The sequence below is a fragment of the Anaeromicrobium sp. genome, from assembly GCF_025210435.1.
In the GTDB taxonomy this organism is placed as follows: domain Bacteria; phylum Bacillota; class Clostridia; order Peptostreptococcales; family Thermotaleaceae; genus Anaeromicrobium.
The window spans coordinates 45282-62421 of sequence record NZ_JAOART010000023.1; the positions used below are offsets into that span (position 1 = coordinate 45282).

Genomic DNA, 17140 nt, shown 5'->3' on the forward strand with positions numbered 1-17140 from the left:
TTAAAACCACCAAATCTATAAAAATAGTAGATAATAAAAGTCTACTATCTTTTATTTTTATTTAATATTACACAAAAAACACCTAAGGGGCATATAATATAGTAATGTTTCTTCAGGTGTGGGAGGTGTAAGGGTGGACGAAAACAATAATATTATAGATGTGGATGAAAATGAATTAGATGAACTAGAGTTGGATGAACTGGAATTAGAAGAGGAAGCGGTTAGTAAAAAACAGAATAATGTGGTAGCTAATGTAATCGGAGAATTAGCTACTATGGATGTGATTCTTCCATTAGTAGTATATGTCCTATTAAATAAAGATGGCATTATAGGCACGAAAGATAAAAGAAACTCTAAAAAAGATAAAAAAGCTCAAGCTTACTTAGTGGAAAATATGAGGACAATAGTAGATAGGGGACAAAATATTGTAGGAATGATTGATTCAGTAAATAAATATATGGAAAGAAAACAAGATGAGGTAACAATCTTAGGAAAAGAAAATGTACCCAATGACAAGGTGGAAATATTAGAAGTTGTAAGACCTTATGTGAAGGGAAAGGGAAGGAAAAAAATAGATAAGGCCATAGCTGCCAATGAAAAAATTAAGAAGTTAAAGTCTAGAGAAGAAAAGGATATATTAAGTAATGTTCAAGATATGACAGATATATTGGCGCTTGTACAATCGGATACGGGAGACCAAGTTAATGATGCTCTTAGAAAAGTAAGGGACATTATGGATATATTGCGAAGATAGAATAAAAAGTTTCTGCTTATGTGGAAACTTTTTTTGATTATGAATAAATTTGTAGATTTATCATTTGGAAACTTCCTTTATGTGAGCCTATTTCAGGAAACTATTGAAAATCTTTTCCACCCAAGTCCTTGTCACAAGCGAAAGTGTGAATCTTCGTAGATAGGTTCATGTGTCATGTTGGAGTAGCATAGGATGTTGTGACGTTCCAGGGTTCCAAAAATTTTCAATCGTTTCCTTTGTAGGCAAGTTACTGTATAAAACAAATTTAAAATCAAGAGATCTATAGTTAAGGGGAAAAGTATGAAAAAATTAATAGAAGTAAAAAATTTGACCAAGTATTTTGGGAAAAATAAAGTATTGGATAATATAAACCTCCATATTAAGAGGGGAGAAATTTTAGGATTGGCAGGGGCTAATGGCTCTGGAAAGAGTACCCTTATGAATATTTTATTTGGAAGTGAAGTTATTTTAGATTCAGGGGGATATGTGGGAGAAGTTTATTTTGAGGATAGGTTAGTAAAGTTACAAAGCTCCTTTAGTGCCATGGAACTTGGCATGGGGATGATACATCAAGAATTTACCCTTATACCAGGTATGACCATTCATGAGAATATTAAATTATCAAGGGAAAATACATATAAAGAAACTAATAAAATATTATCAGAAGAATTTTCATTAATCCATAGGAAAAGGGATAAAGAAGATTCAAAGGAGGCCCTTAAAAGTCTAGGGATAGATGTGGATGTGGACTTGAAGGTAAAGGATTTATCTACAAGTTTAAAGCAATTTATAGAAATTGCTAGAGAAATTGATAGAACAAATCTTAAATTACTTTTTTTAGATGAGCCAACGGCAGTTTTAAATGACACGGATGGGAAACTATTTTTATCAGTTATAAGGGAATTGTCAAATAAGGGAGTATCCATAGTATTTGTATCCCATAGACTTCATGAATTGAAAGAAATTTGTGATAGGGTAATGGTACTTCGTGATGGAAAGGTCATATGCACATACGAAAAAGAAGAGATTAGTGTTAAGGACATTTCCTTTCACATGATAGGCCATGAAGTAGTACAGGTAAAGGGTAGTGAAAAAAAATTAGGGAATGATAAAATTTTAGAGTTGGAAAGATTTTCAGTCCATATGCCAGGGGAAGAAATTAAAGAAATTTCACTAGATGTTTATGAAGGAGAAATTTTAGGAGTAACGAGTCTTTCAGGCCAGGGAAAACTAGCACTGGCATATGGTCTTATGGGAATGTTTAATACAGAAGGAAATGTAAGGTTTAAAAATAAAAACTTAAATCCTAAAAATACAAAGAAAAATATAGAAAATGGATTAGTAGTTTTATCTGATGAGAGAAAAACCCATGGACTATTACTTGATCATTCTATTATGGAGAATATAACATTTACTGCAAATCAAGTTAATAAGAGCTTTTCAAAAGAAATTTTAGGTTTTAAAACTAGCTTTTTAGATAAAAAAAAGATTAGTGTCCATACGGATAAATATATAAATGAATTTGAGATTAAATGTATGTCAAAGGATCAAAATACAAAGGAACTTAGTGGAGGAAATCAGCAAAAGGTATGTTTAGCCAGGGCCATATCCACTAAGCCAGATTTATTATTAATATCAGAACCTACTAGGGGAATAGATATAGCAGCAAAAGAAAAAATACTAGAGAGTTTAATAAACATAAACACAAAAGATAAAAACACTATTATAATAGCATCTAGTGAACTAGATGATTTAAAGAGGGTTTGTGACAGGATAGTTGTACTTTGTGAAGGCAAAATTAGCTCTGTACTCAGTCCAGGGGCATCAGAAACAGAATTTGGACTAGCATTATCAGGAGAGAGGTTGGGTGAGGCCTAATGAAAAATAAGATACGAGGACCACAAGTTATAATAGGATTATTTCTTTTTATTATGATAATAACTTCCTATTTTATTGGGATGGATATGACCCTCCTATTTAATGAATCCCTTATAAAATTTGCCATGAATGGAGTATTGGTTTTATCCCTAATCCCCATGTTAAATGGAGGCGTTGGAATGAACTTTGGGCTTCCAATAGGAATAACAGCAGGGTTAGTGGGCATGTGTATATCATTAAATCTAAAATTAACAGGCATAATGGGATTTTTAGTGGCCCTATTATTTGGTTCAATCATAGGAATAATACTAGGTTTTTTATATGGAATAATTCTAAACAATGTGAAGGGAAAGGAAGATATTGCAGGAACCTTTATAGGATTTTCTTTTATACCCCTTATGAATTATTTTTGGACATTGGCCCCCTTTACAAATAGAAAGATGTTATATCCCATAGGTGGGAAGGGTCTTAGACCAAGGATTGGCCTAGGTCCATTTTTTGAGGGTGTATTAGACAATCTATGGGTAATAAACATTGGAAGAATCCAAATTCCCCTTGGACTTTTACTTTTTTATGTTTTTTTATGTCTTTGTATATATTTGTTCTTTAAAAGTACAAAGGGTAGAGGAATTATAGCAATTGGTGAAAATGAGGATTTTGCCCATCTTTCAGGGTTAGATATAAATAAAAGTAGAATAGAGGCAGTTATAATGTCTACAGTAATAGCTAGTATAGGAATTGTAGTATATGCACAAAGTTATGGATTCTTAGAACTTTATAATGGACCCCTTATGATGGCCTTTCCTGCAGTTTCTGCCATTTTAATAGGTGGAAGTATGGGAAGGAGAACTTTCATATCCTATGCTATTGTGGGAACCTACTTATTCCAGAGTATTTATCTTTTATCAGTACCCATAGCAAATGAACTCTTACTTCCTGAAATATCAGAGATATTTAGGATGATTATTGCAAATTCCATAATCCTTTATGCATTACTTAAAAGAAAGGGGCCATATACATATGAAAAGGGTAGGGTATAAATTTAAATACGAATATATAGTCCCTTTACTACTTATAATCCTGTCAATTATAGGCATACAATTATCAGGACTTAGTGGTAAATTTGTCATAAATCAGGTGATGACAAGATTTATAAGAAATGGAATCATGGTTTTGGCACTAATAATTCCCATACGTGCTGGAATGGGAATTAATTTTGCCGTTACAGTAGGTGCCATGATAACCCAGGGAGTAATAATTACACTATTAAATTTTAATATGACGGGTTCATATACTATCATCTTAACAATAATCCTAAATTTAATACTATCAGTTGTACTAGGTTATTTAATAGGCATGGCTCTTAATAGGGCAAAGGGAAAAGAGATGATAACTAGTATTATAATTGGATTTCTTGCCAATAGTATATACCAACTAATATTTTTAGTAGGATTTGGAACAGTTATACCAGCAAGAAATGAGGAGATAATATTAACCCGTGGTATAGGTGTTAGAAATATGGTAGATTTACAAGCTTATAGAAATATCCTTGAAAATATATGGGCATTTAAAATAAATGGAGTAACCATATCACTTTTTATGATATTAGTAGTATTTTTATTTGGAGGATTTGTATTATATATTTTAAATACGAAATTTGGCCAAAAGGTAAAAGCCCTTGGACTAAGCTCCCAGAAGGCTAAAACATTGGGAATAGATGTGGATAAGGTTAGAATTAAAGTTATCATATTATCTACCATAATAGCTTCTTTAGGACAGCTATTTTATGTACAAAATATAGGTATGCTAAATGTCTATACGGGACATTTAAATACAGATATTTTCTCTAGTGCAGCCTTATTAGCAGGAGGGGCTAGCATAAAGGATGCAAAGATAAGGCATGGATTTTTAGGTCTCATATTATTTCACACATTATTTATAGTATCACCTCAAGCAGGTCAAAATTTCTTTAACAACTCATCCCTTGGAGAATATTTTAGAAGTTTCATAGCCTATGGAACCATAGCCTTTGCCCTTGTAATGAATATAAGAAGGGAAAATAACTTAATAAAGGATTAAATAGTATAATATATTCAATAAAGAAGTGAGAAAATTATACTATAATCTCATAAGATATGAATATTATAGGGAAATTTAGAAGGTCTAGATGAGAAATAATATGATTTAGTAAGAGTTTAAATTGAAATTGTATCATTTAATTTATGCAACACATACTAAATATAATTGACATGTGGCAGAAAATAGGTACAATTAAATTACTAATGTTAATAAGTTTAATAAAAAAGAAAAGAGGGACCCAATTGCCAAAACTCACAAACAACAAACTGAAACTATATGGATTTAATAATTTAACTAAGTCTCTTAGTTTTAACATTTATGATATTTGTTATACAGAAACGGAAGAAGATAGAAAAAGATATATTGAGTACATAGATGAACAGTATAACTCAGAGAGGTTAACTAAAATATTAACAGATGTTACTAATATTATAGGAGCATGTGTTTTAAATGTGGCAAAACAGGATTATGATCCCCAAGGAGCTAGTGTGACACTTTTAATATCTGAAGAGGAAGTACCCCTTTATGTATTAGACCCATCTTGTAATAAGGGAATAATAACACCTAAAAGGGAAAATATTGTGGGTCATTTAGATAAAAGTCATGTGACAGTCCATACTTATCCTGAAAGCCATCCTGAGAATAATATAAGTACCTTTAGGGTAGATATTGATGTGTCAACCTGTGGTACCATATCACCTCTTAAGGCACTTAGCTATCTTATAGCCAGTTTTGATTCGGATATTATAACTATAGATTATAGGGTAAGGGGATTTACAAGGGATGTAAATGGTGAAAAACATTTTATAGACCATTCAATAAATTCCATACAAGACTATATTAAAGATGAAACTATAAAGAGATATAGTTTAATAGATATGAACATTTATCAATCTAATATATTCCATACAAAAATGAAACTTAAGGATATTGATCTGGATAATTACCTATTCGAAAAAGCTGAATCAGAGTTGTCAATTGATAAAAAGGATGAAATAATTGAAAAGCTCAATAGGGAAATGACAGAGATATTTTATGGTATTAACCTTGAAAAATAAATATTATGGCTAAAGGTAGGATGATTAATGAAAAGAAATCAATATGAAACGCCCTTATATACAGCCCTATTAGAATACAGTAAAAAAAATGTAATTCCCTTTGATGTACCTGGTCATAAACAGGGAAGGGGTAATAAGGAGTTAGTGGAGTTTTTAGGTGAAAAGACTTTAAAAGCAGATGTTAATTCCATGAAACCTCTAGACAACATTGGAAATCCCATAGGCGTTATAAGGGAATCAGAAGAATTAATGGCAGAAGCCTTTTTTTGTGATAACTCATTTTTTTTAGTGAATGGAACTTCTGCTGGAGTTCAGGCCATGATCATGAGTGTTTGTCATCAAGGGGATAAAATTATTATTCCAAGGAATGTTCACAAATCAGCAATTAATGGTTTAATATTAAGTGGGGCCCATCCAATCTATGTGCAACCAGAAATTCATGAAGGTATAGGAATATCTTTAGGAATATCTGTAGAAAGTTATAAAAGGGCAATAGAGGAAAATCCAGATGCCAAGGCATTATTTGTCATAAACCCAACCTACTATGGTATTGTTTCTGATTTAGAAAAAATAATAAGTCTTGGAAAAAAACATGGATTAGTTACTATAGTGGATGAAGCCCATGGAACTCACTTTTACTTTAGCGATGATTTCCCAAATGGGGCCATGAAGGTAGGTGCAGATATATCCTCTGTTAGCCTACATAAGACGGGCGGGTCTTTAACTCAGAGTTCAGTTTTATTGAGTAATAATGGTCTAGTGGATAAGGGAACTATTAAAACCACATTGAACTTAACCCAATCTACTTCAGCTTCCTATTTACTCATGACCTCATTAGATATAACTAGGAAAATGTTAGCCACTGAAGGAAAAGATATTTTTCATAGGGTGAGAGAACTAAGTATATATGGAAGAAATGAGATAAATAAGATAGAAGGCTATTATGCCTTTAGCAGGGAATTAATAGACGACTATTCAGTTTATGACTTTGATGAAACTAAACTTTCCATAAACACTACAAATATAGGATTAACAGGTATAGAAGTATATGATATTTTAAGGGATGAATATAATATACAGGTAGAATTTGGTGACTCAAATAATATATTAGCCATAATAAGTGTGGGAGATACTAAGGAAAATATAGATGAACTCATAAAAGGGTTAAAAGATATTAAACGCAAATACAAAAAAGAAAGAAAAGCCCCCATGAAATTAAATTTCAGAACTCCTTCTGTCATAGTTTCTCCTAGGGATGCCTTTTATTCAAATAAAAAAAGAGTTAGACTAGAAGATAGTGTGGGAGAGATTAGTGGGGAATCCATAATGGCATATCCACCAGGCATACCTATAGTATCACCAGGGGAAAGAATAGATGGTGAAATGATAGAATATATAATGTATTTAAAGGAAAAGGGTAGTATATTAACAGGAACTGAAGATCCAGAAATGAATTGGATTAAAGTACTAGGCGTATAGGAGGAAATAAAATGGAATTATGGTACACAGAAGAACATACTAAGAATGCTAAATTTTCAATAAAAGTAGAAGAACAAATTCATTCAGAGAAAAGTGAATTTCAGAAAATAGATTTCTTTAAATCAAAGGAATTTGGAACATTTTTTACTTTAGATGGACTAATGATGGTTAATGAAAAGGATGAATTTATATATCATGATATGATTGTCCATGTACCTATGGCTACTAATCCAAATATTAAGAGAGTATTAGTAATAGGTGGAGGAGATGGTGGTACAGTAAGGGAACTTACTAGATACAATACTATTGAACAAATAGATATGGTTGAAATAGATGAAAAAGTTGTAAGGGCCTGTGAAAAGTATTTACCCATAACTGCATGTAAATTACAAGATAGTAGGGTAAATCTATATTTTCAAGATGGATTAGAGTTTGTTAAAAATACGGATAACGTATATGATCTAATACTAGTTGACTCAACAGATCCTATAGGACCAGGGGAAGGATTATTTACTGAGGAATTTTATAATAATTGTTTAAAAGCTCTATCAGAAGAGGGCATATTAGTTAATCAACATGAAAGTCCATACTATGATAGGGATGCACATGAAATGAAAAGGGCCCATAGGAAAATAAAGAAGTTATTTCCAATAAGCAAAGTTTATCAATTCCACATGCCAACCTATCCATCTGGTCACTGGTTATTTGGATTTGCTTCTAAAAAATTTGACCCTGTTAAAGATATAAAGGTGAAGGCGTGGAATGATTTAGGGTTAAAAACCAAGTATTATAATACGGATTTGCATGTAGGTTCTTTTGCTCTACCTACTTATGTTAGGGAACTGTTAGAAAGTGTAGATGAATAAAGTTATAAGAATCCTAGTATTTAGCGACTAATGTCCTATGCTAGGATTTGTTTTATGAAAATGGGCCTAGAATTGACGGTTGTATTAAAAGCATGTAGAATGAATATGTGGAAATTTCCAGTATATTGAAGGGGGTATGACAAATGGGTTTTTTTAAAAATGCAATGGCAAGTATGGGAATAGGAAGTTCTAAGGTTGATACTATTTTAGATAATGATAGGGTACAGGTAGGATCTCCTGTGACAGGAAGAATCTCTATTAAAGGTGGAAAAGTAGAACAGAAAATAGATAATATTTATCTTAAGGTTCAAACAGAATATAAAAAAGAATCAGGAGATGATGAATATACATTGACAGATACGGTTCAAAAGATTACTATTCCAATTGGAGAAGTAATTCAGCCAAATCAACAGGCTAATATACCATTTCAATTTATCTTATCCCCTGATGTGCCTATAACAGCAGGTAAGACGAAAGTTTGGATTTATACAGGATTAGATATAAAAAGGGCCTTTGACCCAACGGATGAGGACTATATAAATGTATTGCCCCATCCATATATGGAGGTAGTTTTAAATGCCATTCAAATTCTTGGTTTTCGAGTAAGACAGGTGGAAAACGAATATATCAATTCTAACAGTGAAAAGGAATTTGTTCAAGAATTTGAATTTGTACCAGTATCAGGTATGTTCAAAGGCCATTTAGATGAATTAGAAGTAGTATTTGGAATCTACAATGATGGAATTAGACTTTGGCTTGAAATCGATAGAAAAGCAAGGGGCTTAAAGGGGCTGTTTGCAGAAGTCTTTGACATGGACGAAACAAAGACAAATCTTCAGATCCATGTACAAGAACTACAAAAGGGACCAGAGTATATAGCAGAAAATCTTGGAAGATTTATTCAATCTTACTTGAGATAATAGATGTATATAGATTTCTTATTTTATAGATTAAAATAATTTGTAGTTTTTGTAATCTTCTTAGCTGGAATAAAGTGCCCTATAAAGAAGTAGGTTCAGTAATGGTATTCGTTTAGGCAAAACATACCGTCTATATGTCCTTGGATTATTTTGTGTTAAAACAAAGTTCGAATTTACATGAAATTTGAAAATTTGTAAAATATATATAAATATGTTATTATTAGGTAAGCACATAAATAGGAGAAGTAAAAATTACTAATAGCTTGTGAACAAGGTGAGATATGCTAGAGTCTTCTAAGACTATGCAGATTTTGTACGAATTCACGTATTTATGCGAAAGTAATTTCGAAAATCAACAGACTAAAGAACTGGGGCTTGTTTAGGATCTATTTTATAGGTAATGAACTATACTATATTAATGGTATAATGTGAGCATTTTATGCGAAACTTAAGCACTCTAACTCTTATCGTAAAGATATGAGTTAGAGTGCTTTTTTAATTTAAGGCATATTCAAAAAATAAATTAGTCATTTCACTGGTTATTTGAATTATTTTCTTCGTTATGGTGTCTCTTACATATGTTTAATATGCTCGCTTACCATGCCTTGAAAATAATCCAAATTCCTCAGAGATCTGACTAGTTTATTTCTTTCATATGCCTTAAGAAAATATCTAATAATAAGGAGGAAAAATGAATAATATTGATTTAACTAAAAAGTTACACGACAGGAATTTCACAAAATACGGATTTGACATGAATTTGTTTGTATCAATGGTATCTACAATTTTAGTGTTAGGATTCATTATATTTACTATAGCTAAGCCAAATGAATCGGCAGAGGTGTTTAATGGGATTAAATCCTATATAAATACCAAGTATAATTGGTTCTTTGCATTTACAATTAATTTTGCACTAATATTTACTCTATATTTATCCTTTTCTAAATTCGGTAAGATTAAATTGGGTGGGCCTAAAGCCAAAGCTGAGTTTTCTAACTTTTCATGGTACTCTATGCTATTTAGTGCAGGGATTGGGATTGGAATATTCTTTTTTGGGGTAGCAGAACCTATTTATCATATGCAGTCAATACCAATGGGGCTTGCAGGAGATAATCCAGTTATAGATGGTTTTAAGATTATGTATTTACATTGGGGATTTAATGCATGGGCTGTATATGGAATAGTTGCTATTGCCTTAGGTTATTTCACATATAACAAGGGTCTACCCCTTTCGTTAAGAAGTTTGTTTTATCCAATTCTAAAAGAAAAAATATTTGGAATATGGGGAGATATTATTGACACATTAGCAGTATTATCTGTTTTGTTTGGATTGGCAACTTCTCTAGGGTTAGGTGCTCAGCAAATTAATTCGGGATTAAATTATATCTTTGGAATACCTATGAGTTACCAAGTTCAAATTATATTAATTATTTGTATCACATTTATAGCAACTTTATCTGTGGTTAGCGGAATTTCAAAGGGAATTCGATTCCTTAGTGAAGCTAATTTTTATATAACGGGTGTATTTTTATTTGGGATTTTAATATTAGGACCTACGTATTTTATATTTTCAACATATTTTAATAGTGTAGGAGCTTATATATTAGACTTTGTTAAGATTTCAATTTTCCTAGGAGTTACTGAGGCTGACATAGCATGGCAAGGTGCATGGACTATATTTTATTGGGCTTGGTGGATTGCATGGACACCATTTGTAGGTATTTTTATTGCAAGAATATCTAAAGGTAGGACAATTAAAGAAATAGGAATAGGAACTATTTTCTGTTCTTCTCTTGCTATCTTCTTTGCCATGACAATTTTAGGTGCTACAAGTGTTTTTGTTAACGATATAAATGATGGTGTAATGGTAAACGCAGTTAATTCAAATGTGGCTACGGCTTTATTTGCAATGATCGCAAACTTGATAAGTTCAAAGGTTTTTCAAGGAATCATATCATTTGTAGGAATGGTTGCTACTATACTTTTCTTTATTACAAGTAGTGACTCAGGTTCTTTGGTGGTAGATAATTTAACTAGTGGAGGCAAATTAGATTCTCCTAAAGTACAAAGGATTTTCTGGGCAGTAATGGAAGGTCTTATTGCAGGTTCTGTCTTAGTACTAGGGGGAACGAAAGCATTAAGTACATTACAAGGGGTTGTTATTATTACTGGGTTACCATTTGGTATTTTAGTATTAATTATGTGCTATTCACTATTCATATCATTAAAAGACGACATAAAGCAATATGAAAAATATGAATTGAACAAATTGAAAAAAAACAGAATTAATAGATGTAAAATAGAGTTAAAAAGGTAAGAGAGCAAGGGAGAGTTACACTGATACATAAATAATTATGAAATAGTAAATTCCTAGTATATACTAGGAATTTTTTATAACCATCTATTATTCTTAATTAATTTCTTCTCTATATAAGCAACAAATTGATACATTAAGGCTGCAAGGATGGCCAGTATAAATACACTCATCATAACTAAATCTAACTTAAATACTTGGCTTCCATATACGATCAAATATCCAATACCAACCTGAGATACTATAAACTCACCTACTATAACACTAACCCAAGAAAGAACGTCTAAATATTTGGGGCGGAGATATAATTTCTGATTTTGTGCTTGCATAGGAAAAGATAGGAAGTCACAGTATTGAGATAAAGAAATTATGGTATAATAAAAGCAATAAATAAATCTTCCAGAGTGGAGGTAAACTTATGAAATGGAATGACGTGAGAAGTCAATATGTTGACAAATGGGTATTAGTAGAGGCATTAAAAGCTAATTCTGTAGATAACAAAAGAATTGTTAAAGATATGGCAGTAATATCCGACCATACTAATTCTCAAGATGCATGGAAAGAATATAAAAACCTACATTTAAGTGATCCATCAAGAGAACTATATATATTTCATACTTCTAATGAAGAAATTGAAGTAATAGAACAAAGATTTATGGGAGTAAGAAGGAGGAACATTTAATGGAAATCCGTATGGAGGATGGGTTACCTATAGTAGAAATAACAATAAAATATAAAGGTAAAGAAAAAAACCTTAGAAATGTTTTGATAGATACAGGATCTTCAAACACCATACTTGATACAGATGCAGTAGCAGATATAGATTTATTTATCGATCCTATTAAAGGAAAAGCAAGACGTATGTATGGAGTGGGTGGAGAAAGTGAACTGTGTTATGAATAAATTGTTTCAAATATAGAGATTGGAGAATTTTCATTAAGGGATTTTACTATACAACTAGGTATAACTAGAGAAAATTATGGATTTGATGCTATTTTAGGTGTGGATTTTATGTGTGAGAAGCATATTGTTATAGATTTTAAGAATTTGGTAGTGAAGAGACAATAATTAGTTTGTCTCAAAGTTAGTATGTAAATAACTTGTTTTGGAATATTTATTTGTTCAAAGGTTTTAATAATAGGCATTTTGCAAATTTTATATATTTTAAAAATTAAGTTTTAAAGAGACAGAAACTTCCTATTATAGGATCAACCCTATAGATAGGAAGTTTTTTTATAACCATCTATTATTCTTAATTAATTTCTTCTCTATATAAGCAACAAATTGATACATTAAGGCTGCAAGTATAGCTAATATAAATACACTCATCATGACTAAATCTAGCTTAAATACTTGACTTCCATATACGATCAAATATCCAATTCCAGCCTGAGATACTATAAACTCGCCTACTATAACACCAACCCAAGAAAGGCCCACATTTATTTTTAAGGCATTAATAATAGCAGGTACACTAGATGGAATAACTACCTTTTGAAGTACTTGAAACTTATTAGCACCAAAGGTTTGAAGCATCCTTATCTTATCATTAGAAACCTCTTTAAATCCTCCATATACTCCAAGTATAGTAACTATAATAGAAACTATCATGGCAGTAACTATGATACCAGATATACCAGCACCAACCCATATGATAATAATAGGAGCTAGGGCTGTTTTAGGCAGAGCATTTAATACTACTAAATAGGGATCTAATACCTTTGATAAAAAATCAGACCACCAAAGGATTATGGCTACCAATGTTCCTAGTATAGTACCCAAGGTAAATCCTATTACTACCTCTGTAGTACTTATTAGTACATGATTAAATAAGGCTCCAGATTTGATCATTTTAACAAATAGTGTAAATATCTCAGAGGGATAGCTAGTTAAGAATGTATCTATTAACTTAAATTTAGCTGCAATTTCCCATAGGGTTAGAATACATATTAGTATTAAAATTTGAGTGACTCTGATTAGTATTTTTCTATTTTTGACTTTCTTTAGAAATTCCATATGCTCTTTACTATACATGTATATCCAGCTCCTTCCATATGCCTTGAAAATAATCTTTGAATTCGGGAGCTTCCCTAGAACTTAGAGGAGTACGCTTAGTATCTAGGGTGAATTTTATCTCATGTATACTTTTTACACTGGCAGGTCTATTAGTTAGTACAATTACTCTGTCTGCCATGGATATAGCTTCTGCCATATACACAAAAAAGCCACTATTGGAAAATAGTGACTTTGTCTTTAACGTTGGCCTAAGAGAGTAACTTCTAAGTGCTCTCCATCCCAGTGAATATATTCAATTATTTGATTTAATAAAGATTTCTTCTCATTAAAATCTATGTTATGAAAATTCTCTATAAGTTTATGGATTGACTCTTCAAGTAAGTCTACATTCATTTGCTCTATGAACGTAGATTCTTTTTCTTCATCAAGCTCCTGAAGTTTAGTATTTATTTCAGTGATTTTTTTATGGAAATTTTCAATTTGCTCTATTATATATTTAGAAGCAATAGAGCTGTCACTTTCAGCTAACTGTAGAGTTAAATTATTAATAGATTCTTTATATTTGTTAACTTCTTTCTCTAAATTATCTTTAGCAGAACCTTGTGTTTTAGATAATTCTTTTATATTATTCTTTCTATTATATAGTTCAGATATTAAATTATTTCTATTGGAATAAATTTTCTTTAACTCATTGATCACAATCTGATCTGCTAAGGACCCATTTAAGTTAATGATATCACATTGTGACTTTCTGGATCTTTCTTTCAGGAGACATTTGTAGTAATAATTTTTAACTTCTCCATCGACTTTCCTATAGGAGATTCTCATTTTAGAACCACAGGATTTACATCTTAGGAATCTAGTTATAAGACCATGTTTACTTGTACCAGTCCGAGGAGCTTTTTTACTATTAGCCTTTAACATATTTTGAACTGTAATCCAATCCTTAGAATTTATTATACCTTTGTGCTTACCTACAGCAATTATCCATTCAGATTCATCTTTTCTAGATACTTTCTTTTTTCTTTTAACATTATTCTTATTAAAAACCATAAGCCCACTGGTTCCATCAAAGTCACTTAAGGGTGCTGCCATTTCCGCATTGAGATTATTAAAATATTCATATGCTAGATTGTCAGCCTTACAATAAACTGGATTAGTGAGAATTAATTTTAATGCACTTTTATCAAAGTTTTTATTATTCTTGGATTTGATTCCTTCTTCTAAGGTCCAGCTCTCTAATTGAGTAAGACTTTGAACCTCTAAATATTTATCATAAATCATATTCACAATTTCCAATTCTGATTGAATGGAAGTCAGTTTATAAGCTTTTCTTTGTACTAAATTTTCATCATGATATATTATAGATTCACTTTCATAACCTGTAGGAGTTTTACCACCTAACCATCTACCAGAGCGTGCTAGTTGGTGCATATTATCTTTAATACGTTCAGCTATAGTTTCTCGTTCTAATTGAGCGAAAACACTAGTAATGTACATCATGGCACGACCCATAGGTGTAGAGGTATCAAATTGTTCCCTGATAGATACAAAATTAATATCATGTTCTTCAAGTAGTTCCATGGTAGAGGAAAAGTCAGAGATATTTCTACTAATACGGTCTAATCTATAGCAAATTAAAGTATCAAACTTTTTTTTAGTAAGATCTTTTACTAATCTTTTAAATTCCGGTCTATCTGTATTGCCACCAGAAAATCCTTCGTCTTCATATATGTATATTTCTTCCACTTCAAAGTGTTTATTTGCATATTCTTTACACAGTTCAATTTGATTTTGAATGGATTCACCTTTACCAGTGAATTTGGATTTTCTAGAATATATAGCTATTCTCATTGCATCACCTTTTCTAGTTTGTAATAATACCATTATATAACTTTTTAAGAAGAAAATAAAAACCACTTTAATCCAGTGGTTTTTATTCTAAAACATGTTTATAGTATATACAAAAGAGATAGTTAACTAACTTTTGTACTAGAAATTTTTTCAGTCATTATTTGAGACTGCCTATACTCTTGGGCTAAAATACTTCTTTTAAATTCAGCAGTAGGATCTATTTCATTAGTTATATTTTCTAAATCGTCAATTGAAACTCTGAAGAACTCTTTTCTAAGATTAACTTTATTTACACGATTACTGTCTAAAATTTTGTGAAGCTTATTTTCTAATGCTGGTGCATCTTCTGAAAAAATAAAACTATGGATATCAAAAGAAAAAGGAACACTAGCACCACCAAGCTCTTTAATTCTATCCATAGGTTCTAGTCTACGAGTCATACCTACTTTAAAAACTTCGTCTCCAAAAGAACCGATGTTACTAATAATATAAACATAACCAGCTTTTCCATTTTGTAAAGATACGATTTCTTCTTTCTTAGATTCAACTTGTGCTAATTGTGATTCTAGAAGCTTTAGACGTTCTTCTAATTGCTTTAATTTATTATCGTCCTTTTCATTTTGAATCAATTCATTAACTGTGGAGATTTCAGTTGAATACTTTGACTCTTCAGCTTCAATTTTCTTACGTTCCTTCTCAAGCTGTTTTCTTTCTTCAGCTTCTTGACGCATTTGTTCTTTTAAGGCTCTTTGTTCCTCTTTTTCTCTTTCTCTTTTTGTATAATATTCATATTCTGTATCAACTAAGTCCATAAAATGACTTTGAATTTCACCGATAAACTTAACTAGAGTACCATATATGCTTTTGTTACCATCTCCTGCGATTGTAAGATATTTATTGGTCATTTTTTCTATAGCATCTTTTGCGTTATCAATTTTATCATATTTTAAGTTGTAAAGAATATTTTGTAGCTCTGATTGTAGAGCTATAGTCATCAATGAGTAGATAGATTTATTGGCTTTTGTGGTGTACCTTTTATCATATTCAATCAATAACTTTTCAATTTGCTTTTGTATAGTTTTAGATCTACTTCTTAGAGCTTTTATATCCATGCTGTGTGTAGGTAATATAATTGTAGGGTAAACTAAGTCCAATATATTTGTATTAAATTCTTCACACTCGCCATATTGCCTGTAGTATTTTACAGAACTAGTAATTGACTTTTGAGCTATTTGTAAATTGGTTACTTTTTTACTTAACGATGCTTCTTTCTTTTCTAATTTTTCAATCTCGATAACTAAGGTATTTAATTTTTCATCTGCATTTGTTTTGTCCTGAATTGTTTTTTGTAATGATTCAGTTATTTGCTTAGCTTCTGCATTAGCATTATTGATTATTTTTTCTGATTCTATATTAGCAGTATTAATTATTTGCTTAGCTTTTTCATCAAGTTCTTTCTCTATATTTCTTCTTAAATTGCTACAAAAGCTTTTATCATGTTTATGCTGTTTGACAATTAGCGCTATACAGATAGGTGCAGGTATAATAAGAAAGCTAAAAATACCTAATAAAAATATAAACCAAGTATTTAAATACCATGGTCTTATTAAGTTTTTATCCATTGGTAATTCCCCCTTTTCTAAGTAGATTATAGCACCATGAAAAGTCATTAAATGTAGAAAATTGTAAGTTTAATCTAAAATGGATTATAAAAACTTAAAATGAAAGATCGTTAATAAGGTTATAGTTATAAGTTGTACAATATATTAAATGGTATTGATTTACAAAAATATCATATGATATAATATTTTTATGGATATATATTCAGGCTAGTCATTTTTAAAGTAGAAAACTATAATTAAATAAGAATATTGATTGTATGTATTTTAAAGGAGAAATTTACAACATAATAAGTGTTGTAA

Annotated in this window: 16 protein-coding genes; 11 read left to right on the top strand and 5 right to left on the bottom strand. The window is 30.9% G+C overall.

The window, feature by feature from the left end; all coding sequences use genetic code 11:
* Positions 1-133 precede the first annotated feature (133 nt).
* From N4A57_RS02455 to N4A57_RS02495, 9 genes are all read left to right on the top strand, one after another.
* Positions 134-754 (top strand): hypothetical protein, encoded by a 621-nt coding sequence (locus N4A57_RS02455; RefSeq protein ID WP_293655886.1) that lies wholly within the window; start codon positions 134-136, stop codon positions 752-754.
* Positions 755-1054: 300 nt separating this feature from the next.
* Complete coding sequence (locus N4A57_RS02460; protein ID WP_293655887.1) at positions 1055-2632, top strand: sugar ABC transporter ATP-binding protein; 1578 nt, start codon at positions 1055-1057, stop codon at positions 2630-2632.
* Positions 2632-3672, top strand: coding sequence for an ABC transporter permease subunit (locus N4A57_RS02465; protein WP_293655888.1), 1041 nt, complete (start codon positions 2632-2634; stop codon positions 3670-3672). Before N4A57_RS02460 ends, N4A57_RS02465 begins: the two co-directional genes overlap by 1 nt.
* Positions 3653-4711, top strand: a complete 1059-nt coding sequence (locus tag N4A57_RS02470) for an ABC transporter permease subunit (protein ID WP_293655890.1) — start codon at positions 3653-3655, stop codon at positions 4709-4711. The genes N4A57_RS02465 and N4A57_RS02470 overlap by 20 nt, the downstream gene beginning before the upstream one ends.
* Before the next feature lie 242 nt (positions 4712-4953).
* Positions 4954-5769: an adenosylmethionine decarboxylase gene (gene speD / locus N4A57_RS02475; RefSeq protein WP_293655891.1), complete on the top strand. Its 816-nt coding sequence runs from the start codon at positions 4954-4956 to the stop codon at positions 5767-5769.
* A gap of 27 nt (positions 5770-5796) precedes the next feature.
* A complete protein-coding gene (locus tag N4A57_RS02480; RefSeq protein WP_293655893.1) occupies positions 5797-7248 on the top strand; it encodes an aminotransferase class I/II-fold pyridoxal phosphate-dependent enzyme in 1452 nt (483 codons plus the stop codon).
* Positions 7249-7259: 11 nt separating this feature from the next.
* Entirely contained in the window at positions 7260-8114 is an 855-nt protein-coding gene (gene speE / locus N4A57_RS02485; protein WP_293655895.1) for a polyamine aminopropyltransferase, read from the top strand.
* A gap of 143 nt (positions 8115-8257) precedes the next feature.
* The gene (locus N4A57_RS02490; protein ID WP_293655896.1) at positions 8258-9034 is read left to right on the top strand and encodes a sporulation protein; all 777 of its coding nucleotides are present in this window, start codon (positions 8258-8260) and stop codon (positions 9032-9034) included.
* Positions 9035-9725: 691 nt separating this feature from the next.
* Positions 9726-11351: a BCCT family transporter gene (locus N4A57_RS02495; RefSeq protein ID WP_293655898.1), complete on the top strand. Its 1626-nt coding sequence runs from the start codon at positions 9726-9728 to the stop codon at positions 11349-11351.
* 74 nt (positions 11352-11425) lie between these two features.
* Here the strand turns inward: N4A57_RS02495 and N4A57_RS02500 are convergent, their stop codons facing one another.
* A complete protein-coding gene (locus tag N4A57_RS02500; protein ID WP_330671427.1) occupies positions 11426-11677 on the bottom strand; it encodes a hypothetical protein in 252 nt (83 codons plus the stop codon).
* 89 nt (positions 11678-11766) lie between these two features.
* On the opposite strand from N4A57_RS02500, the gene N4A57_RS02505 reads away from it, so the two are divergent.
* Positions 11767-12030: a hypothetical protein gene (locus N4A57_RS02505; protein WP_293655900.1), complete on the top strand. Its 264-nt coding sequence runs from the start codon at positions 11767-11769 to the stop codon at positions 12028-12030.
* Positions 12030-12251, top strand: coding sequence for a hypothetical protein (locus N4A57_RS02510; protein WP_293655902.1), 222 nt, complete (start codon positions 12030-12032; stop codon positions 12249-12251). Before N4A57_RS02505 ends, N4A57_RS02510 begins: the two co-directional genes overlap by 1 nt.
* Before the next feature lie 330 nt (positions 12252-12581).
* Here N4A57_RS02510 and N4A57_RS02515 read toward each other — a convergent pair whose 3' ends face one another.
* From N4A57_RS02515 to N4A57_RS02530, 4 genes are all read right to left on the bottom strand, one after another.
* Positions 12582-13382 (bottom strand): ABC transporter permease, encoded by an 801-nt coding sequence (locus N4A57_RS02515; RefSeq protein ID WP_293655903.1) that lies wholly within the window; start codon positions 13380-13382, stop codon positions 12582-12584.
* Entirely contained in the window at positions 13375-13560 is a 186-nt protein-coding gene (locus tag N4A57_RS02520; protein ID WP_330671428.1) for a hypothetical protein, read from the bottom strand. Before N4A57_RS02520 ends, N4A57_RS02515 begins: the two co-directional genes overlap by 8 nt.
* A 41-nt stretch (positions 13561-13601) precedes the next feature.
* A complete protein-coding gene (locus N4A57_RS02525; protein ID WP_293655904.1) occupies positions 13602-15218 on the bottom strand; it encodes a recombinase family protein in 1617 nt (538 codons plus the stop codon).
* Between the two features lie 122 nt (positions 15219-15340).
* Entirely contained in the window at positions 15341-16840 is a 1500-nt protein-coding gene (locus N4A57_RS02530) for a GIY-YIG nuclease family protein (protein WP_293655905.1), read from the bottom strand.
* Positions 16841-17140: the final 300 nt, after the last annotated feature.

What these genes read in the sequence shown, in the direction of transcription:
- N4A57_RS02465 (WP_293655888.1), top strand. Translation starts at nt 2,632, where the DNA reads ATGAAAAATAAGATACGAGGACCACAAGTTATAATAGGATTATTTCTT.
- speE (WP_293655895.1), top strand. Translation starts at nt 7,260, where the DNA reads ATGGAATTATGGTACACAGAAGAACATACTAAGAATGCTAAATTTTCA.
- N4A57_RS02470 (WP_293655890.1), top strand. Translation starts at nt 3,653, where the DNA reads ATGAAAAGGGTAGGGTATAAATTTAAATACGAATATATAGTCCCTTTA.
- N4A57_RS02480 (WP_293655893.1), top strand. Translation starts at nt 5,797, where the DNA reads ATGAAAAGAAATCAATATGAAACGCCCTTATATACAGCCCTATTAGAA.
- N4A57_RS02460 (WP_293655887.1), top strand. Translation starts at nt 1,055, where the DNA reads ATGAAAAAATTAATAGAAGTAAAAAATTTGACCAAGTATTTTGGGAAA.
- N4A57_RS02495 (WP_293655898.1), top strand. Translation starts at nt 9,726, where the DNA reads ATGAATAATATTGATTTAACTAAAAAGTTACACGACAGGAATTTCACA.
- N4A57_RS02525 (WP_293655904.1), bottom strand. Translation starts at nt 15,218, where the DNA reads ATGAGAATAGCTATATATTCTAGAAAATCCAAATTCACTGGTAAAGGT.
- N4A57_RS02505 (WP_293655900.1), top strand. Translation starts at nt 11,767, where the DNA reads ATGAAATGGAATGACGTGAGAAGTCAATATGTTGACAAATGGGTATTA.
- N4A57_RS02515 (WP_293655903.1), bottom strand. Translation starts at nt 13,382, where the DNA reads ATGTATAGTAAAGAGCATATGGAATTTCTAAAGAAAGTCAAAAATAGA.
- N4A57_RS02510 (WP_293655902.1), top strand. Translation starts at nt 12,030, where the DNA reads ATGGAAATCCGTATGGAGGATGGGTTACCTATAGTAGAAATAACAATA.
- N4A57_RS02500 (WP_330671427.1), bottom strand. Translation starts at nt 11,677, where the DNA reads ATGCAAGCACAAAATCAGAAATTATATCTCCGCCCCAAATATTTAGAC.
- N4A57_RS02530 (WP_293655905.1), bottom strand. Translation starts at nt 16,840, where the DNA reads ATGGATAAAAACTTAATAAGACCATGGTATTTAAATACTTGGTTTATA.
- N4A57_RS02490 (WP_293655896.1), top strand. Translation starts at nt 8,258, where the DNA reads ATGGGTTTTTTTAAAAATGCAATGGCAAGTATGGGAATAGGAAGTTCT.
- N4A57_RS02520 (WP_330671428.1), bottom strand. Translation starts at nt 13,560, where the DNA reads ATGGCAGAAGCTATATCCATGGCAGACAGAGTAATTGTACTAACTAAT.